We start from the raw sequence: 22107 nt of genomic DNA, 5'->3' as shown, positions 1-22107 counted from the left end.
CCGAGGGGGCTTCCTGCGGAGGCGTGGCGCTCAACGGGAGTGGTCCGGGCGGCCGTTGGCCGTGGGGCGGCGGAGGCCGGTGCTCAGGGCGAGGGAGACGGCTTCCAGGGCGTTGGTGAAGGACACCTCGCCCAGGGCGCCGGGGGCTGCGACCTGGTCGCCGGCCAGGTAGACGCCGTCGCCGCGGTCGATGGCCGGACGGTCGCGCCAGGAGGTCCCGGGGAGGTCCACCGCGCCCGTACGGCCGGTGGCCACGGAGGTGCGGCGCCAGGTGGTGCGGTCGCGCCAGTGGGGGAAGTCGGCGTCCAGGAGGCGTGCGGCGCGGGTCTCGTCCGGGGCGATACCGAGCTGCCCCTGGAGGAGCTGTTCGCCGTGCGGGGCGAGGCCCGGGGCCTGGCAGGTGAACCGCTCGATCCAGCCGGAGAAGTCGAGCCCGGAGAGGGCGAACGGGTCGCCGCCGCGGGGGGCGGAGGCCGTTTTCGCAGGTCGGCGGGGATTGTCAGTGGGGTGGTCCAGCATGGGGTGTGGGCGTGGAGCCGGCCGCGCGGTGCGGGGCCGGGTGCGGTCCGCGGTAAAGGCAGAGGCAAGGATGGCGACGGCCGGGGTCGGGCCCGGCGACGGATGGAGGCGGTGAGCGCATGGCGGGGCGCGGCGGGGAGACGGTGCGGGCGGTGCGGCGGCCGGAGGTGCGGTTGCCGGAGCTGCGGGCGTACGACGGCGGGGCGTGGGAGACCGAAGGGGACTACGACGGGCTGGAGTTCACCGATGTGGACTGCGCGGGGCAGTCGGCGCGGGGCGCCCGGTTCATGGACTGCGCGCTGCGGCGGTGCGCGTGGGACGAGACGGTGCTGAGCCGGGCGCGGATCCTCGACAGCGTGCTGAGCGGGGTCCGCGGCGTCGGCACGGATCTGTCGCAGGCGACGCTGCGCGATGTGGAGGTGGTGGACGCCCGGCTCGGTGGGACGCAGCTGCACGGGGCGGTGCTGGAGCGGGTGGTGGTGCGCGGCGGGAAGATCGACTTCGCCAATCTGCGCCGGGCCCGGCTGCGGGACGTCGCCTTCGAGGGGTGCGTGCTGGTCGAGGCGGACTTCGGGGGCGCGGAGCTGGAGCGGGTGTCATTCGACGACTGCACCCTGGCGCGGGTGGACTTCTCCGGGACGCGACTGCGGGACGTCGATCTGCGCCGGGCGGCAGGGCTGGACATCGCGCGGGGGATCGACTGCCTGGGCGGCGCGGTGATCAGTACGGCCCAACTGATGGACCTGGCACCGGCGTTCGCGGCCCAGGTCGGCGTACGGGTGGAGTGAGGAGGCGGGGGGTCAGATGCGGGGGAAGCGGGCCTGGAGCGTCCAGAGGACGGGGTTGTCGGCGAGGCCGTCGTGCATATCGGTGAGGTCGGCGATCAGGTCGTGCAGGAAGTCGCGGGCCTCGCGGCGCAGCGCCCCGTGGTTGAAGGTGAGGGGGGCCTCCTCGACCGGCATCCAGTCGGCGGTGACGTCGACCCAGCCGAAGCGCCGCTCGAAGAGTATCCGGTCGGTGGACTCGGTGAAGTCCAGCTCGGCGTGGATCGGGCGGGCGGAGCGGCTGCCGCGGGGGTCGGTGTCGAGCCGCTCGACGATGTCGCACAGCGCCCAGGCGAAGTCGAGCACCGGCACCCATCCCCAGGCGGTGGACACCTCGCGGTCGGTCTCGGTGTCCGCGAGATAGACGTCGCCGCAAAAGAGGTCGTGGCGCAGGGCGTGCGCGTCCGCGGTCCGGTAGTCGGTCTGCGGGGGGTCCGGGAAGCGCCGGGAGAGGGAGTAGCCGAGGTCGATCACCTCTCGATGGTGTCACGGCCTCCGTCGCGTGGGGGTGGGGAGGGGCTGAGGGGGAGAGGGGGCGGCCTGGGGGTGAGGGTCTGGAGCCGTGCCGGGCGGTGGTGCAGGGAGAGACGGGGGCAGGGGGCAGAGAGGGCGGCCAGGGGCGGGCGTTCGGACCCGTGCCGGGCGGTGGTGTGGTGGGCGAGCGGAGTGGGCGGGGCGCGTGGGCCGGGCGGGGCGGGTGCGGCCGGCGGGCGGCGGGCGTTGGAGACGTCGGTCCGGCGCGCCACCGCCGTGCCCCGCCGTCGCGGCGTGCGCCGGGTCCCGCGACCCTCCCCGCCGCTCCTCCCCACCACCCGTCCCCGCGGCCCTACGGCAGGGTGAGGATGCGCGGTCCCTCGTCCGTGACCGCCACGGTGTGTTCGAAGTGGGCCGCGCGGCTGCCGTCGAGGGTGCGCAGGGTCCAGCCGTCCGGCGCCGTGGTGTAGCCGTTGCCGCCGCCGGCCAGGAACATTGGCTCGATGGCGATGACCAGGCCGTGCCGGAGCACGAAACCGCGGCCCGGCCGGCCGTCGTTGGGGACCGCCGGGTCCTCGTGCATCGCCCGGCCGATGCCGTGGCCGCCGAAGTCCTCGGGGATGCCGTAGCCGGCCGCGCGGCCGACGCTGCCGATGGCGTGCGAGACGTCGCCGATCCGGGCGCCGACCACGGCCGCCGCGATGCCGGCCGCCAGGGCCCGTTGGGTGGTCTCCATGAGCCGGCGGTCCTCGGGGCGCTCCGTGCCGACGGCGAAGCTGGTCGCCGCGTCGCCGGCCCAGCCGTCCACGACCGCGCCGCAGTCGAGGCTCACCAGATCGCCGTCGCGCAGCCGGTAGTCGTTCGGGACACCGTGCACGATCGCGTCGTTGACGGACGCGCAGATCACCGCGGGGAACGGGGTGGGCGCGAAAGAGGGGCGGTAGCCGAGGAACGGCGAGGTGGCGCCGGCGTCGCGGAGCACCGCGCGGGCCACCTCGTCCAGTTCGGTCAGGCGCGTCCCCGGGGCGGCCGCGGCGCTGGCCGCGGCCAGCGCGTCCGCGACCACCCGGCCGGCCACCCGCATCGCCTCCAGTGACGTGTCGGTCTTGATCTCCACCATCGGTCGGTCTCTCCTTGTCTGTTCCTCATCCGTCGCCCGGGCGCGCTGCGGTGTCCGGCGCGCGGCCGCTGGGCGGTCACCGGCGGCACGACCCGGCCCATGGCCTCGTGCGCGCCGGTATTTATTTACCGGTATTTGTTTACCGGTATTAGTATCACGAGCATGGTGCGGACTCCACTGACCCCTTGGGAACGCGAGCGCGGAGAGCGGCTGGGCGCGCTGCTGCGCGCGGCACGCGGCGAGCGGAGCATGGTCGAGATCGCCGCGGCGGCCGGGCTGTCCGCGGAGACGCTGCGGAAGATCGAGACCGGCCGGGCGCCGACGCCGGCGTTCTTCACGGTCGCCGCGCTCGCCGGGACGCTCGGGCTGTCGCTGGACGAGGTGGCCGTGCTGGCCGTGCCGCCTGAGGAGGCGCCCGGCACCGCTGCGTCCGGTTCCGCTGCGTCCGGTTCCGCCGGGGCGGGCCGCGCGGCGGCCTAGCGCGAAGGCGCAACGGGGCGAGCGGCGCGACGGCGCGGCGCATCGGAGCGGCGCATCGGCGCGGCGACGTGGCGCATCGGAAGAGCGCGGCGACGTGGTGCGGTGGTGCTGGATGCGGTGCTGCTGGACGTCGCGCCGTGGCGCGGCGGGGTGGCGCAACGGCCGAGGGCCGGCCCCCCGTTGGGAGCCGGCCCTCGATGCCGGAGGCGTCCGGCCGCGCGCTCGGGCGGCGTCGGACGTCCTCGGATGCCGTCAGACGCTGACGCCGAAGTCCTGTGCGATGCCGCGCAGGCCGGAGGCGTAACCCTGGCCCACCGCACGGAACTTCCACTCCGCGCCGTTGCGGTACAGCTCGCCGAAGACCATGGCGGTCTCGGTGGCGGCGTCCTCGCTCAGGTCGTAGCGGGCGATCTCGGCGCCGCCGGCCTGGTTGATGATGCGGATGAAGGCGTTCCGCACCTGGCCGAAGTTCTGGCCGCGGTTCTCGGCGTCGTAGATGGAGACCGGGAAGACGATCTTGTCGATCTCGGCCGGCAGCGCGGCGAGGTTGACGTTGATCGACTCGTCGTCGCCCTCGCCCTGGCCGGTGGTGTTGTCGCCGGTGTGGACGATGGACTGGTCCGGCGTCGACTTGTTGTTGAAGAAGATGAAGTGCTGGTCGGAGTGGACCTTGCCGGTCGTGTTGACCGCGATGGCGCTGGCGTCGAGGTCGAAGTCGGTGCCCGTGGTCGTGCGGACGTCCCAGCCGAGGCCGACCGTGACGGCGGACAGGCCCGGCGCCTCCTTGGTGAGCGAGACGTTGCCGCCCTTGGACAGGCTTACAGCCATGGGAAGTCCCTTTCCTGGTGGCGTCACGCCGACCTGGTGTCGGTGGAGCCGCTGAGGTGAGTGGTGTCGGTGATGCACGGCGGACGCGCCCGGGAGCGGAGCCGCCGTCACCCACCTCAACGCCCCGGAGGCGCGGGGAGGTTCCAGGAGTCTTTACGTTCTTTGCCTAATCCTGATGCCTGTCCGGATCCGGGTCCTGGCGCCTGTCCTGATCCGGGTCCTGAGGTGGGTCCGGATCCCGGCGCTCGCCGGCCACTCGGCTGCCGGCTCCTCCGATATCGGCCCCCGCCCGCCCGCCGGCCTGCCGCCCCGCCGCCCCGCCTGTCGGCTCCACCCCGGCCCCCGCCGCCGTCGGGAAACCGAGGTGACGGGCGGCCGTGGGCGCGGGATCATGGGTGGCATGTCCGGGCCCCATGTCATCCGCGGTTCGGTCGTCCTCCCGGAGGCCGAGCTGGTCTGGCGGTTCTCGCGCTCCTCCGGCCCGGGCGGCCAGCACGTCAACACCAGCGACAGCCAGGTCGAGTTGCGCTTCGACCTGGCGCAGACGAAGGCGCTGCCCCCGGTGTGGCAGGAGCGCGCCCTGGAGCGGCTGGCCGCCCGGCTGGTCGACGGGGTGCTGACGGTGCGCGCCTCCGAGCACCGCTCCCAGTGGCGCAACCGCGAGGCCGCGGCGGTACGGCTCGCCGCACTGCTCGCCGAGGCCACCGCGCCGCCGCCCAAGCCGCGCCGCAAGACCCGCATTCCGCGGGGCATCAACGAGCGGCGGCTGCGCGAGAAGAAGCAGCGCGGCGAGACCAAGCGCGGCCGCTCCGGCCGCGATTGGGGCTGAGCCGGCCACCTGCCCGCGTCGGACCGACGGCCGGGCACGGGAGCGACGACTCAACGGCCGGAGTCGGTCCCCGCTCGTCCCAACTGCCGGACCACGGCGCGCAGTCGGCCCCCGTTCACCTCACCCGGCGGGCCCGGGCGCGCGGCCGGTTCCCGTTCACCCCAACTGCCGGTACTTCCCGCGGAAGTACGTCAGCGGGCCGTCGTCCGCGTCGGACGTGGCCGACGCCAGCACACGGCCGATGACGAGGGTGTGGTCCCCGGCCACCACACGCTGCTCGGTCCGGCACTCCAGCATCGCCAGTGCGCCCCCGATGAGCGGTGCGCCGGAGGCTTCGCCCCGTTCGGACGGAATATCTTGGAAGAGCAGTCGGTCGCTGATGCGGCCCTTCATCGCGAAACGTGACGCTACGTGCCGTTGGTGACTCGACAGCACCGAAACCGCCCACAGCGGCTGCTGCGCCAACAGGTCGTCCATCCGCGAGTCGTTGCGAACGCTCACCATCACCAGCGGCGGATCGAGGGACACCGAGAGGAACGCCGTGGCGGTCATGCCCACGTCCTCACCGCGCGGTCCGGCCTCCGGGTCGTGGGCGGTGATCAGCACCACGCCGGCGGCGAGGCGGGACAGGGCGGCACGGAACTCGTCGTCACTCACCCCCACAGCATGCGGGATCGGCCCGTCGCCCGGCGCGGAGGCGAGGGCGACGGTGGGCGCGGCGGCCGGATCGGCGGCCGGGGCGGCGGCAGGAGTCTTCGTGAACACGCCATGAACGCTAACGCCGTCCGGCGCCGGCGCGCATCGGGCCCCGGGACCACCCGCGTCCTAGGTCTCGCGGCGGAGGCGGCGGCCGCCAGAGGTGTCGCCGAAGTGTCCCTGCGATGGCTGGAATTTGCGTTCAGGAAGTTTTTGGAACGTGTCCGGACGGTGTTCGCGCGCCGGGTCGGGGTACTGGTCGGCGATGCGTAACGACCCATAACTGATTGTGACTTGAGTCACATGAGGCCCTAATTGTTGACCCTGTGTACCGGGTGAACAGCTCACTGTGATTCAGTGAGCGTGGAATCGGACGACGAAGAAACCCGGTGGAGTTGCTGTCGAGGTCTCAGGGAGAGCGAGCGATGGAGACCGAGTCGGAGCCCTATGTCCGTCTTGCGACCCTGCGGCAGCTGCACCAAGTGGTCGCCGAGCTGAACACCGCACGCAGCCTCGCGGAGACCTTGCAGACCGTCGCCGACGGGGCGACCGTCGGGCTCGGCTACGAGCTCGCCGCGGTCAACCTCGTACGGCAGGACGGCGACCTCGTGGTCGCCGCGGTGGCCGGCAGCGCGGGCGCGGAGGCGCTGATGGCCGGGCGGGTGGGCTCGCGCGCCTCCTGGGAGCGCCGGCTGGCCATGGGGGAGCGCTGGGGCGAGCTGTGCTTCATCCCGTCCACCGAGGGCTGGGTGCTGGATGACGACGACGTGCCGCAGTGGCACACCCCCGGGCCCTCACCGCGCTTCCCCGACGAGTGGCACCCGATGGACCGCCTCTTCGCGCCCATGTACACCGCCGCCGGCGGCAAGGGCGAACTGCTCGGAGTGATCTCCGTGGACCGGCCGCGCAACGGCCGGCGCCCCGGCGCCTGGGGCCAGGAGGCGCTCCAGATGTACGCGTTCCAGTCCGCCATCGCGATCAGCAACGCCCGGCTGCGGGCCAACATGCAGCGCGCGTTGGTCCGCCTGGAGCGCGAGCAGCAGGCGCTGCGGGCCAGCGAGGAGAGCTTCCGGCAGGCGTTCGAGTACGCGCCGAGCGGGATGGCCGTCGCCGAGATGGGCGGCGACCAGCGCGGCCGGCTGCTGCGCACCAACGACGCGCTGTGCCGGCTGCTGGGCCGCCCGGCCTCCGCGATGCGCCGCCTGTCCTTCTCCGACATCTGCCACCCCGACGACATCGGCACGCTGCTGCGCACCTCGGCGGAGGGCGGCCGGGCCGAACTGCGGCTGCAACGCCGGGACAACAGCTATGTGTGGGTCTCGCTGCGCAACTCGGTGGTCGCCGACACCGCCGACGGCCCCCGTTTCCTCCTCACCCACGTCGAGGACATCGAGGAGCGCAAACGGCACGAGCTCCAGCTCGCGCACCGGGCCAGCCACGACTCGCTGACCGGCCTGCCCAACAGCGCCGAGCTGCGGGCCCGGCTCTCGGCCCGGCTGTGCGCCCACCCGCCGAGCGCGCTCGCCGACGCCTACGCCTCCTCGGGCGCGGGCGGCGATCCGCGGTCCCTGCTGGGGTTCGCCGGGGAGGGCGAGCCGTTCGACGGCCTCGACGGCTTCCACGGCGAGGCGCCCCGGCCGGCGCCGCGCGGTGCGCTCCCCTTCGACCACCACGTCCATCTCTCCGCCCCCGCCGACGGCGCCGAGGACGACGGCGCCAAGGGGCTCGCGGTGCTCTTCTGCGACCTGGACGGCTTCAAGTCGATCAACGACCGCTTCGGGCACAACACCGGCGACGCGGTGCTGATCGAGGTCGCCCGCCGGCTGACCAGCGGCGTCCGGGACGGCGACACCGTCGCCCGGCTCGGCGGCGACGAGTTCGTGGTGCTCGCCGACGGGCTGGGCACGGCCGACGCCCAGGACCTCGCGGTCCGGCTGCGGAACGCGATCATCCCGCCGATCCGGGTCGAGGGCCGCGCCGTCCGGGTCGGCGCCAGCTTCGGCATCGGCTGGGCCAGCTGCGGGATGACCGCCGAGGAGGTGCTGGAGTCGGCCGACCAGCGGATGTACGTGGAGAAGCGGCGCTCCAAGGGCAACCGGCGGGCGGCGAACTGAAGCGGCGGGGGCGCCGGGCCCCGAGCTCCTGCCGCGCATCTCACATCCCCGGCATCCTGCCTGGGCACCGCCCGTTCACCGATCCGTAGCGATCTTGTGAACGAACGGGACCGGCGTGCCCCGGCCCGGACCGGGTAGGCTGCGCCGATGCGGCGCGACGGCCCCGGGTGGTCCGGAAGGGCAGGGCGCGCGCAGGGCCCGCGAACGCCTACGGACGCGCACAGGCGCGCAGAGACCGCTTGGGAGTGACACGGAATGACGGCCGGCAACAACGGCGCGGACACGCCGGAGAACGACGACCCCTTCGCCCACCTGTACCGCTCGGAGGGCGGCGAGGGCGGCGCGGGGTCGGGCGCCGGCGCCGCGCGGCAGCCAGGCGTTCCGCGGACCTCCTACAACCAGGTGCGCACGGTCGGCCAGCGGCAGTACGGCAACCAGCAGGGCCCGCAGGCGTACGGCCGGCAGAACGCGCACTACGCCGCCCCCGAGACGCTGCCCGGCGGCGGCGACCGCCCCCGCCAGGCCCCCGCCCCGGAGCCGCGGAAGGGCCGCAACGGCCTGCTGATCGGCGCGGTCGCGGTGGTCGCGGTGGTCTGCATAGGCATCGGCGCGGCCATGCTGACCAACAACACCAACAACACCTCGGACAACGCGGGCGACAAGCCGGGCCCCACGGCGGCCGACACGGTCCGGCCCAGCGAGAAGCCCTCCCAGGACAAGCCCACTCCGGGCAAGCTCCCCAAGGACGACGCGGGCGCGCTCCGCCTCGACGGCGGCGCCGTCACCGCCAAGGACATCCCCGGCGCCCGCACCGCCAGCGGCTCGTACGTCACCAGCCTGAACAAGCCCGGTGCGTCGGCGACATGGACCCTCGATGTGGAAGCCGCCGGCCAGTACAAGTTCTGGGTCGGCTACGGCGTACCGGGCAAGGACGCCAACCTCACGCTCAACGTGAACGGCCAGGCGCTGACCCGGCCGATAAGCCTGAGCAACTTCGCCCACGCCCCCGAGGGCGCCTGGGACAAGGGCTGGACCAAGTCCTGGTCGTACGTCCAGCTCAACAAGGGCACCAACACCCTCAAGCTGTCCTGTGAGAACGGCAACCAGTGCGACGTCAACCTGGACCAGGTCTGGCTCGCCCGGCCCTGACGCCGGGCCCAGACGCGCAGGCCCCCGGCGGGCGCCGCGGGGCCGCTCAGGCCGCCGCCGGGCGGTCCGTGACCACCACCCGGGGCAGCAGATCCTCGTAGGTCGCAGCGTCGAACTCGCCCGCGGCGGTGGCCCGTACGGTCGCGGCGGAGAGTGCCACCGCGCGGCTCAGCCGGTCCGGCCAGGGCAGCTCCTCGACCAGTCCGGAGAGCAGGCCGGCCACCGCGGAGTCGCCGGCTCCGGTCGGGTTCCCGGCGAAGCGGTGGGGTGGGGCGGCCTGCCAGGCGCCGTCGGCGGTCACCGCGAGCATCCCGTCCGGGCCGAGCGAGGCGGCGACCGCATGGGCGCCGCGGCGGCGGGCGTCGCGGGCGGCGCGCAGCGGTTCGGTGCTGCCGGTGAGGGCTGCCAGTTCGTCGGCGTTGGGCTTGGCGAGGTCGGGGCGGGCGGCCAGGCCGCGGCGCAGCGGTTCGCCGCTGGTGTCCAGCAGGACGGGGACGCCGACGGTGCGGGCGGCGCGGGTGAGCCGGGCGTAGACGTCCACCGGGACGCCGGGCGGCAGGCTGCCGCAGAGCGCCACCGCCTGTGCCCCGCCCAGGAGTTCGCGGTAGGTGGCGAGGAAGGCCTCCCATTCGGCGGGGGAGACCGTCGGGCCCGGCTCGTTGAGCTGGGTGGTGTCACCGGTGCTGCCGTCCACGACGGCGACGGTGCGGCGGGTGGCGCCGCCGACCGGGATCAGCGCGTCGGTGACGAGGGGTTCCTGGGCGAGCAGGGTGCGCAGCGCCTCGCCGGTGCCGCCGCCCGCGAAGCCGGTGGCGACCGTGCGGTGGCCGAGCGCGGCCAGTACCCGGGCGACGTTGAGGCCCTTGCCGCCGGGGCGTTCGGTGACCTCGGTGACGCGGTGGGTGCTGTGCGGGCGGAGCCGGGGGACGCGGTAGGTGATGTCCAGGGCGGCGTTCAGCGTGACCGTGAGGATCATGGTCTCCCCTCCGGGAGGAGGCCGGCCGGACGGCCGTGGGTGAGGGCACCGCGTTCCGCGGTGGCATACGGACAAGTGCGCGAGCGATCATGCCATCGCGAACGGTCGTTGGCCCAGACCCGGATCGGCCACCCCGGGCCCGGCCGCCGGTCGTGGCGGCCGGACCCGGGGTCGGTCGAGGTGGTCAGACGCCCGGCGGGCGGACCACCCAGGAGCCCTGCCGCAGCACGCCCACCACGTCGTACGCGGCGTCCAGCACCACCAGGTCGGCGTCCTTGCCGGCCACCAGGGAACCGGTGCGGCCGTCGATGCCCAGCAGGCGCGCGGGGTTCGCGCAGAGCGCCTGGACGGCCTGGCCGACGGTGAGGCCGTCGACGGTCAGGGCCCGCTTGAAGGCCCGGTCCAGGGTGAGCGTGGAGCCCGCGATGGAGCCGGCGGTGGGGCCCTGGCTGATCCGGGCGACGCCGTCCTCGACCTCGACCGGCATCGGGCCGAGGTAGTACGTCCCGTCGTTCATCCCGGCCGCGCCCATCGCGTCGGTGATGAAGGCGACCCGGTCGGCGCCGGCGTCGCGGAACGCCATCTGGAGGACGGCGGGGTGCAGATGGGTGCCGTCGTTGATCAGCTCGACGGTGATCCGCTCGTCCTCCAGCAGCGCGGCGACCGGGCCGGGCGCGCGGTGGCCGAGCGCGGGCATCGCGTTGAAGAGGTGGGTGGCGACGGTGGCGCCGGCGTCGATGGCCCGGCGGGTGGCGTCGTAGGAGGAGTCGGTGTGGCCGATGGCGGCGATCACGCCGGCGTCGGCGAGCAGCCGCACCGAGTCCAGGCCGCCCGCGAGTTCGGGGGCGACGGTCATCATCACCGCGGTGCCGCGGGCGGCGTCGAGCAGCCGGCGCACCGCGGCGGGGTCCGGGTCGCGCAGCAGCTCGGGCTGGTGGGCGCCGCAGCGGTGCGGGGAGATGAACGGGCCCTCGAAGTGGATGCCCGTCAGGTCGCCCTGCTGCACCAACTCGGCCAGGACCGCGGCCTGTCGGGCGAGGTCGGCCAGGTCGCCGGTGACGGTGGAGGCCGCCATCGACGTGGTGCCGTGCCGGCGGTGGGTGTCGATGACCGTCAGGCATTCCTTGGGGTCGGCGGAGGAGAAGGAGCCGCCGCCCCCGCCGTGCACGTGCATGTCGACGAAGCCCGGGACGACGAGGTGCCCCGTCAGGTCGACGACGGTGACCGGGACGTCCCGGTCGTCCCCCTCCGGCGCGGTGTCCGGAGGCAGGCCGAGGTCGTCGCCCCGGCTGTGGACCGCGGTGATCCGGGTGCCCTCGATGGTGATCCGGCCGTCGTCGGTGACGCCGGAGGGCCGGGCGATCCGGGCGCCGGCCAGGACCGTGCGCCCGGTCTCCGAGGGCCGTCCCGCGGACTGTTGCTGTGCCATCAGGCGGTTACCTCCGTTGCGAGAAGATCCCAGGCGAGGAGTCCTGCGCCCAGGCAGCCGGCGGCGTCCCCGAGGGCCGCCGGCACGATCGAGGGGAGGTGCTGGAAGGTGACGCGCGCGCGGACCGCCTCCCGCAGCGGTGCGAACAGCGTCTGGCCGGCCTCCGCGAGCCCGCCGCCGATGATGATCGTCTGCGGGTCGAGCAGGGTGAGCGCGGTGGTCAGGCCGTCGGCGAGCGCGTCGACGGCGCCCTGCCAGACCTCCTGGGCGCGGGCGTCGCCGGACGCCACGGCCTTGGCGCAGTCGGCGGCGCCGGCTTGCGGGTCGCCGCAGGCCGCCGCCCAGTCGCGGCCCACCGCGGCGGCCGAGGCCATCGTCTCCAGGCAGCCGCGCTGTCCGCAGCTGCACGGGTGCCCGCCGGGCCGGACCACGATGTGGCCGATCTCGCCGGCGCTCCCGTGGGCGCCGGCCTCGATGCGGCCGCCGTTCCCGATGGCGCCGGCGATCCCGGTGCCCAGGGGGACGAAGAGGAAGCGGTCGGTGTCCCGGCCGGCGCCGATCCGGCCCTCGGCCAGTCCGCCGGTGCGGACGTCGTGGCCGAGCGCGACCGGCAGCCCGCCGAGCCGCTCGGAGAGCAGGGCCCGCAGCGGGAGGTCGCGCCAGCCGAGGTTGGCGGAGTAGGCGGCGGTGCCGGTGGCCTCGTCGACGATGCCGGGGACCGCGACACCGGCGGCCAGCGCGGTGCTGCCGAACCGCTCCCGGCCGGCGTCGCGCAGGTCGGCGGCGAAGCCGAGGATCGTCTCGACGACCGCCTCGGGGCCGCGCTCGCGCCTGGTGGGGCGCCGCGCCTCGTACAGGAGGGTGTCGTCCGCCCCGGCGAGGGCGGCCTTCATTCCGGTGCCGCCCACATCAAGGGCGATGACGTGTTTCACGGGGGACAGTGTCGCGCGACCTGCCAATAAAGGTCTAGTCCACTCACCGTGCTGATCGCCACGTCGCGGGCGCCGGCCGCCCGCCGCGGCCCGGACGCGCGGGCGGTGGCGGACGCGCGGGCGGCGTTCCGGGACGCCTACCGCAGGCCCCGGTCCGCGCGAGGGGCGGGCCGCCAGGCGAAGCCGAGAGGGGGTGGTGTAGACCTTGTGGGGGGACAGTGGAGAGACTTGCTGTTCCGCGCCGGTCGAGGGCGATCCCCTACGACGGCGGAGGGAAGACCCGCAAGCGCGGAATCACAGGACCAAAGGGGCGGTAACAGCGGTGCGACGGCGGTACGTGAGCCTGGCGGCGGGACTTGCCGCAGCCATGACACTGACTCTCACCGGCTGCGGCAGCAGTTCGGAGGGCAGCGGCGTGACCCTCACGCTCGTCGCGGCGGACTACGGCGACAACAAGGCCAACAGTTCCGAGCACTACTGGGACGCCCTCGTCCGCGCCTTCGAGAAGCGGAACCCCGGCATCAAGGTCGAGGTGAAGGTCTACAACTGGACCCAGGTCGACAAGAAGGTCGAGGAACTCGTCCACGCCGGCAAGGCCCCCGACATGGCGCAGATCGGCGCGTACGCCGACTACGCCGCCAGCGGCAAGCTCTACAGCGCCGACGAACTGCTCTCGATACCGGTCCAGGCCGACTTCACGCCCTCGCTCGCGCAGGCCGGCGAATACCAGCGGGTCCAGTACGGTATGCCCTTCGGGGCCAGCACCCGGCGCCTGTTCTACAACAAGAAGCTGTTCGCCGCGGCCGGTATCACCACCCCGCCGCAGACCTGGGCCGACATCGTCAGCGACGCCACGGCGCTCAAGGCGAAGGGCGTCAAGACGCCCTTCGCGCTGCCGTTCGGCCCCGAGGAGACCCAGGCCGAGACGCTCCAGTGGATGCTCGCCGGCGGCGGCGACTACACCGACAACATCGGCAAGTACAGCATCAGTTCGCCCGAGAACGTCAAGACCTTCGAGTGGCTCCAGAAGGAACTCGTCGGCAAGGGCCTGACCGGCGCCGACCCCGCCAAGGTCAACCGCGAGGACGCCTTCGCCGGCTTCGCCGACGGCGACGTCGGCATGCTCAACGGCCACCCCACCCTCATGAAGCAGGCCGAGGCCAAGGGCGTCGACTACGGCACCGTCGAACTCCCCGGCCCCTACGGCCGGGCCAAGGCCACCATGGGCGTGGCCGACTGGATGATGGCGTTCAAGCAGAACGGCCACCGCAGCCAGGTCGGCACGTTCTTGAACTTCGTCTACAGCGAGCAGAACGTCCTGAAGTTCTCCACGGACTACAACCTGCTGCCGGTCACCACCTCCGCCTCCCACGCGATGCTCGCCGACGACCGGTTCAGCAAGCTGCACGGCTTCCTCAACCAGCTGCCCAACGCGCACTTCTACCCGTCCGACAAGACGTCCTGGCCGCTGGTCTCCAAGACCATCAAGGCCCGGATGGGCATCGCGGTCGGCCCGCGGGGCAACCCCTCCGCGGTTCTCACCGACATCGAGAACACCGCGGACACGGCGGACAACAGCGGGGAGTAGCGGCGAGGCGGCGCGGGGGCGCGGCCGCGCACGGGCCGGTGGGAGCCACCGGGCCCTGTTCAGCTGCGGCGCCGGTGGGCTTATCGTGGGAGCGGGACGACGGAGGGCGGAGTGGGATGAGGGACGGCACCGACCAGCGCATCGCCCGCGGGCTCTCCGCCCGCGACGAGGCGGTGCTCGCCGTCGAGCGCCGTTCATGGACCGGCCCCGGCGCCAAGGAACGCGCCATCCGCGAACAGCTCGGCATCTCCCCGACCCGCTACTACCAGCTCCTCAACGCGCTGCTCGACGACCCCCGCGCACTGGAGCACGACCCGGTGACCGTCAACCGGCTGCGCCGCGTACGGGACGCGCGCCGGGCACGGCGCTGAGCCGGTCCGCCCCCACCGCCCCCGGACGACGGCGCTGTGCGCCGACTCCCCTCCCGATGCGCCCGTACACCCGGCGTGCGCCCGCATCCCGCCGGTAGGGTCGGGCCATGGGCACCCCGAACGCCGCACCACACTCCGAACCGGCGCCGGACCCCACCCCGGCGCCGCCCACCGTCCCGATTCCGGACACCGCAGCCGGCCGCGAGGGCCTCACCGCCCTGCTGGCCCACCCCGAACGTGCCGTCGTCGCCCTCGACTTCGACGGCACGCTCGCCGACATCGTCCCCGACCCGGCCAAGGCCCGCGCCCACCCCGGCGCCCCCCAGGCCCTCGCCCGGCTCGCCCCGCACCTGCGCGCGGTCGCGGTGATCACCGGCCGCCCGGCCGCGGTCGCGGTCCGCCTCGGCGGCTTCGACGGGCTGCCGGGCCTGACCCACCTCGCCGTCCTCGGCCACTACGGCGCCGAGCGCTGGGACGCCGCCACCGGCGCCCTGCACGCGCCCGCCCCGCACCCGGGCATCGCCGCCATACAGGCCGAACTCCCCGGCGTACTGGACCGCTCCGGTGTCTGGCACGGCACCTGGGTCGAGACCGCCATCGAGCGCAAGGGCGGCCGGGCCATCGCCGTGCACACCCGCCGCGCGGCCGATCCGCAGCGCGCCTTCGAGCAGCTGCGGCAACCGCTCACCGAACTCGCCGAACGGCACGGCCTGATCGTCGAACCGGGCCGGCTGGTGCTGGAGCTGCGCCCGCCCGGTATGGACAAGGGCGTCGCGCTCGCCGAGTGGGTCGAGGAGACCGGGGCCGCCGCCGTGCTCTACGCCGGCGACGACCTCGGCGACCTGGCCGCCTTCGGCGCCGTCGAGAAGCTCCGTTCCGACGGGACGGGCGGCGTCCTGGTGTGCAGCGGCAGCAGCGAGGTCACCGAACTCGCCGACCGCGCCGACCTGGTCGTCGACGGCCCGAAGGGCGTGGTGGCGCTGCTCAACGCCCTCGCCGACCGCATCGAGAACTCCCCGGAGCCGCCGGACCGCCCCACGGGGACGGCCGCGACGGAAGGGCCGGAAGGACCGGAAGGGCAGGAAGGACCGGAAGGGCCGGAAGGGTAGGGGGAGCCGGTGCCGGCGGCCCCCGGAGGCCCGTCCGCCCCTCATCCGTCAGAAGCGCCCTAGTCCTCCTTGAGGCCCAGGGAGGACAGCGCCGTCGTCCAGTCGTGCGTGATGGCCTGCTGCGCCTTGGCCAGATCGGTCCTGCCGGAGCAGATGGCGGCCTTGAGCCTGTTCTCCACGCCGTCCTTGGGGTTGTTGGGCCCGGCGCCCGGCTTGTGGCCCGGGGACGGCGGCTCGACCCAGAGGTTGCGCGGGTCGTTGGGGTCGCCGCCCAGCTGGAGGCTGATGAGGTGGTCGTACTCGGCGTCGTGCAGCGGACCGGTGTAGCCGTACGCCTTGGCGTTGGCGGTCTTCTCCCGGTTGGTGATGCTCACCGGCGGCCGGATGTCCTTGGTGTAGCCGCTCCGGCAGATCGTGGTCTTCAGCGTCTGCGGGGTGACCTTGGGGTTGGTCGCCCCGGGCGTGCACTTCGGGTCGGGCAGCGGCTGCTTGTCGGCGGTGTAGCGGACGTGGCAGGTGCCGGGGCCGGGCTGCTGCTGCACCGTGTACGCGGACTGCGGCCCGGGGCCGACGGCTATCGCCCCGGACGGCGCGGACGCGGCGGTGGACGCCGGCCCGGACGCCGATCCGCCGCCCTTGGGGTCGGCACCGTTCTTCGCGGACGAACACCCGGCGACCGTGGTCGCGAGGACGGCGACGGCCGCAACTGCGGCCCACCGGGCGGAAGATGACCGTGTGCTGATTGCCATGGAAGAGGACTACCCCGCGCCGGCCCGCCGCAGCCGCGCAGCAGACGCGCGCGGGAGCACCCGCGGGGCGGACGCCGCCTGGCCCTAGCGCTCCCCCCGGAACCGCGCGCCGACCTCGCCCTGATCGGTCTCCCACCACGGGCGGGTCGTCTCCGGCTGCGGAGCCGCCGCTCCGGGGGCCGCCGCTCCGGGGGCCGCCGCCGCGGCCGCCGGCACCGGTGCGGACACCGCCAGGTCCCGGTCCAACCGGGCGTCCAGCGCCGCCGTCTTGCGCCGCTCGTCGCGGACCCACTCCGCGAACACCGCGATCAGGAACGGCAGTCCGACCAACTCGGCGAGGGTCAGCATCAGCCCGCCGCCGATCATCTGGTCCTGCTGGGGGCTGGGGTCCCACGGCTGGTGCCGGGAGGCGTACCAGCCGCCCGCGATCAGCGTCCCGCTGGTCATCACCACGATCCCGGGCACCGCGTCCACCAGCCCGTCCAGCAGCACCAGCAGCGCCCGCACCGGATGGCTGCACCACGACGGCAGCAGCTCCTCCCGGGTGAGCATCGGCAGCACGAAGAGGCTGCCGACCACCAGCAGTTGGAGATACATCAGCTCGTGCAGCGGACCGTGCCGCAGCGCCGTCGGGAAGTACGGGGTGAAGTAGATGGCCAGCTCCGAGGAGAGCACCAGCACCGTACTGACCAGGGGGAACGTCAGGAAGCGGACGAGCCGGCCGGAGACCGCCGCGCGCAGCCGGCGGGTGCTCGGGTGCTCCTGCGGCAGCGCCCGGAGCGCCAGCGACAGCGGGTCGCCCAGCGCCAGCCCCAGCGGCGCGATCAGGTCCAGCACGATGTTCTGCACCGCCGCCGGCCAGAACAGCTCATGGTCGTAGACCGCCAGCCCCGACATGGTCGCCACCGCGATCGCGCCCAGCCCCAGCCCGGCGAACGCCACCACCCGGGCCACCGGCCAGCGCTCCCCGCGCCGGGCCAGCCGCACCACGCCCCCGGCGTACAGACCGCCCAGGAGGAGGATCAGGACCAGCGCGTACGGATCGAGCTGCCAGGTGCCGATCAGCCGGCCGACGGTCAGCTCCGGCAGACCGGCCGCGGCCGTGTGCACGGCCGTACCCGTGGTCGCGGCCGCCGCAAGAGGGGAAACTGTCACGGCCCACCACGCTAGACCCTGTCCGCGCGCTCCCGGCGGCCGGGCGGCGCCCCGCACGCACTCCCGCGCACCGCGCGACGGCCCCGGTACGTTCCGTACCGGGGCGGCCGGTCACTCGCCCAGCGCCCGCAGCTGCTCCAGGAACCACTGCGCGGGCGGCAGCGCGGTCGCCGCCGCGGCCAGCCGGGCGCAGCGCGCGGCCCGCTCCGGCGCCGGCATCGTCAGCGCCTCGTGCAGCGCCTCGGCGGTCTGCGCCACGTCGTACGGATTGACCGTGAGCGCGTCCTCGCCCAGTTCCTCCCAGGCGCCGGCCTCCCGGGAGAGGACCAGGGCGCACCCGGCGTCGGAGACCACCGGCACCTCCTTCGCGACCAGGTTCATCCCGTCCCGGATCGGGTTGACCAGGGCCACGTCCGCCAGCCGGTAGGCCGCCAGCGACCGCGCGAAGTCGTCCCGCACGTGCAGCACGACCGGCTGCCAGGTGGCCGTCCCGTATTCCGCGTTGATCTCCTCGGCGAGCGCGCCGACCTGTGCGGTGTACTCGCGGTAGACGGCCAGGTCCTGCCGCGAGGGGTAGGCGAACGCGAGGTGCACCACCCGCTCCCGCCACTCCGGCCGGTCCGCCAGCAGCCGCCGGAAGGCCAGCAGTCCGCGCACGATGTTCTTGGACAGCTCCGTCCGGTCCACCCGGACGATCGTCTTCCGGTCGGCTCCGCCGATCTGCTCGCGCAGCGCCGCCATCCGCTCCTCGACGTCCGGCCGCCGCGACCGCTCCCGCAGGAACTCCGCGTCGGCGCCGAGCCCGTGGACCCCGATCCGGGTCCGGTGCGCCTTCCCCTCCGGCGGCATCGCGACCACGCTCGGCGTCTCGTGCCGCGGCCAGTGCACGGTGCAGTCCGGTCCCAGCGCCCGCTCGCAGCAGGCGGCGAACGCCCGCGCCCACCGCTCGGTCAGGAAGTTGGCGCGGTCGGCGCCGAGGATGCCGAGCACCACCTGCCGCTGGATGTCGTCGGGCAGCATCGCGAAGTACTCCGGCGGCGCCCACGGGGTGTGCGAGAAGTGCGCGATCCGGACGTCCGGCCGCACCGCGCGCAGCATCCCCGGCACCAGCGTCAGGTGGTAGTCCTGCACCAGCACCGCGGCCCCGGGGCCCGCACAGTCCGCGAGCGCGCCGGCGAACGCCGCGTTGTACGCCTCGTACGCCGCCCACTGGCCGCGGAAGTCCGCGTCGAACGCCGGCTCCAGCGGCGTCTGGTACAGCATGTGGTGGACGAACCACAGCACGGAGTTGGCGACGCCGTTGTAGGCCGCGGCGTGCACCTCCGCCGGGATGTCCAGCATCCGGACGTGCTGTCCACCGGTGTCCGCGGTGTCCAGCAGCCCGCCGGTCCGCCGCACCGCCTCGCGGTCCCCGTCGCCCAGCGCCGCGCACACCCACACCGCGTCGGCCCGGCGCCCCTCATCGAGGTGCTCGCCGCCGCGCGGTGGCTGCCCGATCGCCGAGAGCCCCGAGACAAGCCCCCCGCCGCCCCGCTTGGCGGTCAGCGCACCGTCCTCTCCCAGGGTGTACGAGACGGGCCCGCGGTTGGACGCGACGAGAACCTCGGCACCTTGCTGGACCGCACTGCGCTCGGAGACCATGTCGCGACATTAACCCGCCGGGGATCCGCGCAAACGTACGGAACATCCCTCAGGCCGCCCGCCGTTCCGCGTATTCGGGTATTCCGGCCATCGGCGGCCGCTCCTCGGTGTCCACCGGGGTCGTCCGCGGTACGAAGCCGTCCTCGCCGCGCTCGAACTGGGTGAGCCGGGGACGGACCAAGTGGCCGCGGGCCAGCCGGAGTTGGGCGGTGCGGTAGATGGCGGCGGCCATCCGGCCGAGCGCCTGGCCGCCCTGGTGGCGGTGCTTGCGCACGCCCACGTCCACCTGGGCCAGCGCGTCCAGCCCGACGGTGTGCAGGGCGTCCACCAGCAGCCCCAGCTCCACCCCGTAGCCCACCGGGAACGGCAGCCGCTCCAGCAGCGAGCGCCGCGCCGCGTACTCCCCGCCCAGCGGCTGCACGAACCCGGCCAGCTGCGGCCAGTGGAGGTTGAGCAGCGGCCGGGCGACCAGCTCGGTCACCCGCCCGCCCTGGCCGGCCGCGGACCGCCCCGCCGCGGTCTCCAGCGGCCGGTCGTACATCGCCTTGACGAACTGGACCTCCGGGTCGGTCAGCAGCGGCCCGACGATCCCCGAGACGAAGCCGGCGGAGAACTCCCGCAGATCGGCGTCGACGAAGCAGACGATGTCGCCGCTGGTCACCAGCAGCGAACGCCAGAGCACCTCGCCCTTGCCGGGCAGCGCCGGGATCCGGGGCAGCACGCTGTCCCGGTGCACGACCCGGGCGCCGGCCGCGGCGGCGACCTCGGAGGTGCGGTCGGTGGAGCCCGAGTCCAGCACCACCAGCTCGTCGACCAGCGGCACCTCCCCGGTCATCAGCTCGGCGCGGATCGCGGCGACGATGGCGCCGACCGTCGCCTCCTCGTCGAGCGCGGGCAGCACCACGCTGACCGTCTGGCCGCTCTGGCGTTTGGCCTCCACCAGCCGCTCCAGCGGGCGGTCCGCGGCGGACCAGGAGCGGCGGGCCAGCCAGCGCTCCACTTCTTCCAGCACGTCTACAACTCTCCTTGGTGGGCCCCGGGCCGGGGTCCGTTCGTGTGATCCATCTCGCGGACCGGACGACTATCTCAACGGACAGTGCCTTCCGTTACAGTCTTGAACAACGCGGAGGCCCGTCGCATGTCGGGGTCGCCGCGCGACAAACGCCTGGGCTCGTCCCAGTGCCATACCGCTCATCCAGAGGGGCAGAGGGATACGGCCCGTTGAAGCCCCGGCAACCCTCCAGTCGGTCTCCGCCGCACGAGCACAGTGCGTGCGCGAGGCTCCCGGCTAGGGAAGGTGCCAAATCCGTCTCACGGCGAGATGCGTCGTGAGGAAGATGAGGAGAAAGGGCCTCGCCTCCCATGGCTGTGCAAGCAACGGAACCCACCGCTGTCGCTCTCGGACCCGCCGTCGCACTCTCCTGCCGCGAATGCGGGCAGCGCTTCCCGCTCGGCCCGATCTTCGCGTGCCAGGAGTGTTTCGGACCGCTCGAAGTGGCCTACGACCTGCCGACCGGTGACCCCGAGGACCTGAAGAAGCGGATCGAGGCCGGTCCCCCCAACATCTGGCGCTATGCGCCGCTGCTGCCCGTCCCCGCCGACGTGGCCGACAAGCCCAACCTCAACCCCGGACTCACCAAGCTCGTCAAGGCCGACCGGCTCGCCGCCGAGCTGGGCGTCACCGGCGGCCTGTACGTCAAGGACGACTCCGGCAACCCCACCCACTCCTTCAAGGACCGGGTCGTCGCGATCGCCGTCGAGGCCGCCCGCGCCTTCGGCTTCACCACCCTCTCCTGCTCCTCGACCGGCAACCTCGCCGGCGCGGTCGGCGCCGCGGCGCGCCGCGCGGGCCTGAAGTCCTGCGTCTTCATCCCGCACGACCTGGAGCCCGGCAAGGTCGTGATGGCCGCGGTCTACGGCGGCGACCTGGTCGCCATCGAGGGCAACTACGACGACGTCAACCGCTTCTGCTCCGAGCTCATCGGCGACCCGCTGGGCGAGGGCTGGGGCTTCGTCAACGTCAACCTCCGCCCCTACTACGGCGAGGGCTCCAAGACGCTGGCGTACGAGATCTGCGAGCAGTTGGGCTGGCGGCTGCCGGACCAGCTGGTCATCCCGATCGCCTCCGGCTCCCAGCTCACCAAGATCGACAAGGGGCTGAAGGAGCTGATCGCCCTCGGTCTGGTCGAGGACCGGCCGTACCGGATCTTCGGCGCCCAGGCCGAGGGCTGCTCGCCGGTCTCCGCGGCCTTCAAGGCCGGGCACGATGTCGTCAAACCGCAGAAGCCGCAGACCATCGCCAAGTCGCTGGCGATCGGCAACCCGGCCGACGGCCCGTATGTGCTCGACATCGCGCGGCGCACCGGCGGCGCGGTCGAGGACGTCACCGATCCGCAGATCGTGGACGCCATCAAGCTGCTGGCCCGTACGGAGGGCATCTTCGCGGAGACCGCGGGCGGGGTGACCGTCGGCGTGACCAGGAAGCTGATCGAGAACGGCGTCCTGGACCCGTCGTTGACCACGGTGGTGCTGAACACCGGCGACGGCCTGAAGACCCTCGACGCCGTCGCCTCCGGGCCCACCGCCACCATCCGGCCGGACCTGGACGCGTTCCGCGCGTCCGGCCTGGCGGGTTGAGCCGGTCCCTGCCCCTGCCGACCCCCATCCCCGTAGCCCCTGGAGGCAGCAACATGAGCGTCACGGTCCGCATCCCCACCATCCTGCGCACGTACACCGGCGGCAAGGCCGAGGTCCCGGCCGAGGGCACGAACCTCTCCGAGGTGATCGCCGACCTGGAGAGGAACCACCAGGGCATCGCCGCCCGGGTGCTCGACGACGCCGGCAAGCTCCGCCGCTTCGTCAACGTCTACGTCAACGACGACGACGTCCGCTTCGAGCAGGGCCTGGAGACCCCGACGCCTTCGGGTGCGGGCGTCTCGATCATCCCGGCGGTGGCCGGAGGCTGCTGAATGCGCGCCCGCCCGGTGTGGAGTGCGCGGATCGAATTTGCGCCAACTCTGCCGGGGTGGTGACCGGAAATTGCCCCGCCCGTATGAAACGGACGGGGCAATTCCGTGTTGTGAAAGGCGATACCATTGGGGTGATCCCCCTCCGTTTATCTCTG

At 73.6% G+C, this 22107-nt stretch carries 21 protein-coding genes, 1 pseudogene and 1 riboswitch; of the genes and pseudogenes, 10 read left to right on the top strand and 12 right to left on the bottom strand.

Translation table 11 applies throughout. The annotated features are described in order from the left end of the window. Positions 1–30 precede the first annotated feature (30 nt). A pseudogene (locus ACIQE0_RS04960) lies at positions 31–462 on the bottom strand (FAD-dependent oxidoreductase); the annotation flags it as partial. Between the two features lie 176 nt (positions 463–638). Here ACIQE0_RS04960 and ACIQE0_RS04955 point away from each other — a divergent pair. Continuing rightward, positions 639–1307, top strand: coding sequence for a pentapeptide repeat-containing protein (locus ACIQE0_RS04955; RefSeq protein WP_402329124.1), 669 nt, complete (start codon positions 639–641; stop codon positions 1305–1307). A gap of 12 nt (positions 1308–1319) precedes the next feature. Here the strand turns inward: ACIQE0_RS04955 and ACIQE0_RS04950 are convergent, their stop codons facing one another. Then, complete coding sequence (locus ACIQE0_RS04950; RefSeq protein ID WP_402329123.1) at positions 1320–1817, bottom strand: hypothetical protein; 498 nt, start codon at positions 1815–1817, stop codon at positions 1320–1322. Positions 1818–2169: 352 nt separating this feature from the next. After that, complete coding sequence (map, locus tag ACIQE0_RS04945; protein WP_402329121.1) at positions 2170–2937, bottom strand: type I methionyl aminopeptidase; 768 nt, start codon at positions 2935–2937, stop codon at positions 2170–2172. Between the two features lie 162 nt (positions 2938–3099). Between map and ACIQE0_RS04940 the strand changes: the two genes are divergently transcribed. Beyond that, complete coding sequence (locus tag ACIQE0_RS04940; protein ID WP_402329119.1) at positions 3100–3417, top strand: helix-turn-helix domain-containing protein; 318 nt, start codon at positions 3100–3102, stop codon at positions 3415–3417. A gap of 252 nt (positions 3418–3669) precedes the next feature. Here the strand turns inward: ACIQE0_RS04940 and ACIQE0_RS04935 are convergent, their stop codons facing one another. Next, complete coding sequence (locus ACIQE0_RS04935) at positions 3670–4245, bottom strand: TerD family protein (protein WP_366332327.1); 576 nt, start codon at positions 4243–4245, stop codon at positions 3670–3672. 400 nt (positions 4246–4645) lie between these two features. On the opposite strand from ACIQE0_RS04935, the gene arfB reads away from it, so the two are divergent. Beyond that, positions 4646–5074 carry an alternative ribosome rescue aminoacyl-tRNA hydrolase ArfB gene (arfB, locus tag ACIQE0_RS04930; protein ID WP_384100339.1) on the top strand — a complete coding sequence of 143 codons (429 nt, stop codon included), beginning with the start codon at positions 4646–4648 and terminating at the stop codon, positions 5072–5074. Between the two features lie 156 nt (positions 5075–5230). Here arfB and ACIQE0_RS04925 read toward each other — a convergent pair whose 3' ends face one another. Continuing rightward, positions 5231–5839, bottom strand: coding sequence for a flavin reductase family protein (locus tag ACIQE0_RS04925; protein WP_366332329.1), 609 nt, complete (start codon positions 5837–5839; stop codon positions 5231–5233). A gap of 356 nt (positions 5840–6195) precedes the next feature. Between ACIQE0_RS04925 and cdgB the strand changes: the two genes are divergently transcribed. Both cdgB and ACIQE0_RS04915 read left to right on the top strand, forming a co-directional pair. Beyond that, complete coding sequence (cdgB, locus tag ACIQE0_RS04920; protein WP_402329116.1) at positions 6196–7884, top strand: diguanylate cyclase CdgB; 1689 nt, start codon at positions 6196–6198, stop codon at positions 7882–7884. Between the two features lie 255 nt (positions 7885–8139). Then, positions 8140–9033 carry a carbohydrate-binding protein gene (locus ACIQE0_RS04915; protein WP_402329114.1) on the top strand — a complete coding sequence of 298 codons (894 nt, stop codon included), beginning with the start codon at positions 8140–8142 and terminating at the stop codon, positions 9031–9033. A gap of 46 nt (positions 9034–9079) precedes the next feature. Here ACIQE0_RS04915 and ACIQE0_RS04910 read toward each other — a convergent pair whose 3' ends face one another. The 3 genes from ACIQE0_RS04910 to ACIQE0_RS04900 all read right to left on the bottom strand — a co-directional run bounded on the left by ACIQE0_RS04910 (position 9080) and on the right by ACIQE0_RS04900 (position 12370). Beyond that, the gene (locus ACIQE0_RS04910; protein WP_402329112.1) at positions 9080–10009 is read right to left on the bottom strand and encodes a 1-phosphofructokinase family hexose kinase; all 930 of its coding nucleotides are present in this window, start codon (positions 10007–10009) and stop codon (positions 9080–9082) included. Between the two features lie 184 nt (positions 10010–10193). Beyond that, positions 10194–11438, bottom strand: coding sequence for an N-acetylglucosamine-6-phosphate deacetylase (gene nagA, locus ACIQE0_RS04905; RefSeq protein WP_402329110.1), 1245 nt, complete (start codon positions 11436–11438; stop codon positions 10194–10196). Further along, positions 11438–12370, bottom strand: coding sequence for an ROK family protein (locus tag ACIQE0_RS04900; protein WP_402329108.1), 933 nt, complete (start codon positions 12368–12370; stop codon positions 11438–11440). Before ACIQE0_RS04900 ends, nagA begins: the two co-directional genes overlap by 1 nt. Positions 12371–12737: 367 nt before the next feature. Between ACIQE0_RS04900 and ACIQE0_RS04895 the strand changes: the two genes are divergently transcribed. From ACIQE0_RS04895 to otsB, 3 genes are all read left to right on the top strand, one after another. Next, positions 12738–13958, top strand: a complete 1221-nt coding sequence (locus ACIQE0_RS04895) for an extracellular solute-binding protein (RefSeq protein WP_402329106.1) — start codon at positions 12738–12740, stop codon at positions 13956–13958. Positions 13959–14074: 116 nt separating this feature from the next. Continuing rightward, the gene (locus ACIQE0_RS04890) at positions 14075–14329 is read left to right on the top strand and encodes a DUF3263 domain-containing protein (RefSeq protein WP_384100355.1); all 255 of its coding nucleotides are present in this window, start codon (positions 14075–14077) and stop codon (positions 14327–14329) included. A 107-nt stretch (positions 14330–14436) separates the two neighbouring features. After that, positions 14437–15438, top strand: coding sequence for a trehalose-phosphatase (gene otsB, locus ACIQE0_RS04885; RefSeq protein WP_402329104.1), 1002 nt, complete (start codon positions 14437–14439; stop codon positions 15436–15438). Positions 15439–15497: 59 nt separating this feature from the next. Here otsB and ACIQE0_RS04880 read toward each other — a convergent pair whose 3' ends face one another. From ACIQE0_RS04880 to ACIQE0_RS04865, 4 genes are all read right to left on the bottom strand, one after another. Then, entirely contained in the window at positions 15498–16187 is a 690-nt protein-coding gene (locus ACIQE0_RS04880; RefSeq protein ID WP_402329102.1) for a hypothetical protein, read from the bottom strand. 84 nt (positions 16188–16271) lie between these two features. Then, positions 16272–17297: a cytochrome c oxidase assembly protein gene (locus ACIQE0_RS04875; protein WP_402329260.1), complete on the bottom strand. Its 1026-nt coding sequence runs from the start codon at positions 17295–17297 to the stop codon at positions 16272–16274. A gap of 156 nt (positions 17298–17453) precedes the next feature. Continuing rightward, positions 17454–18983, bottom strand: a complete 1530-nt coding sequence (locus ACIQE0_RS04870) for a trehalose-6-phosphate synthase (RefSeq protein WP_366332340.1) — start codon at positions 18981–18983, stop codon at positions 17454–17456. Positions 18984–19032: 49 nt separating this feature from the next. Next, on the bottom strand, positions 19033–19995 hold the full coding sequence (locus tag ACIQE0_RS04865) for a glucosyl-3-phosphoglycerate synthase (RefSeq protein WP_366332341.1): 963 nt from the start codon (positions 19993–19995) through the stop codon (positions 19033–19035). Positions 19996–20171: 176 nt separating this feature from the next. Beyond that, a riboswitch (SAM riboswitch) is annotated at positions 20172–20327 on the top strand. Positions 20328–20345: 18 nt separating this feature from the next. Here ACIQE0_RS04865 and thrC point away from each other — a divergent pair. Continuing rightward, entirely contained in the window at positions 20346–21620 is a 1275-nt protein-coding gene (gene thrC, locus ACIQE0_RS04860) for a threonine synthase (protein ID WP_366332342.1), read from the top strand. Positions 21621–21673: 53 nt separating this feature from the next. Next, positions 21674–21952, top strand: coding sequence for a MoaD/ThiS family protein (locus tag ACIQE0_RS04855; RefSeq protein ID WP_402329100.1), 279 nt, complete (start codon positions 21674–21676; stop codon positions 21950–21952). The last annotated feature ends 155 nt before the right edge of the window (positions 21953–22107 follow it).

This window comes from Streptomyces sp. NPDC093097, assembly GCF_044754325.1.
Lineage (GTDB): Bacteria > Actinomycetota > Actinomycetes > Streptomycetales > Streptomycetaceae > Streptomyces.
The sequence above is the reverse complement of the archived record's forward strand: the minus strand, read 5'-3'. Positions and strand labels throughout refer to the sequence as shown.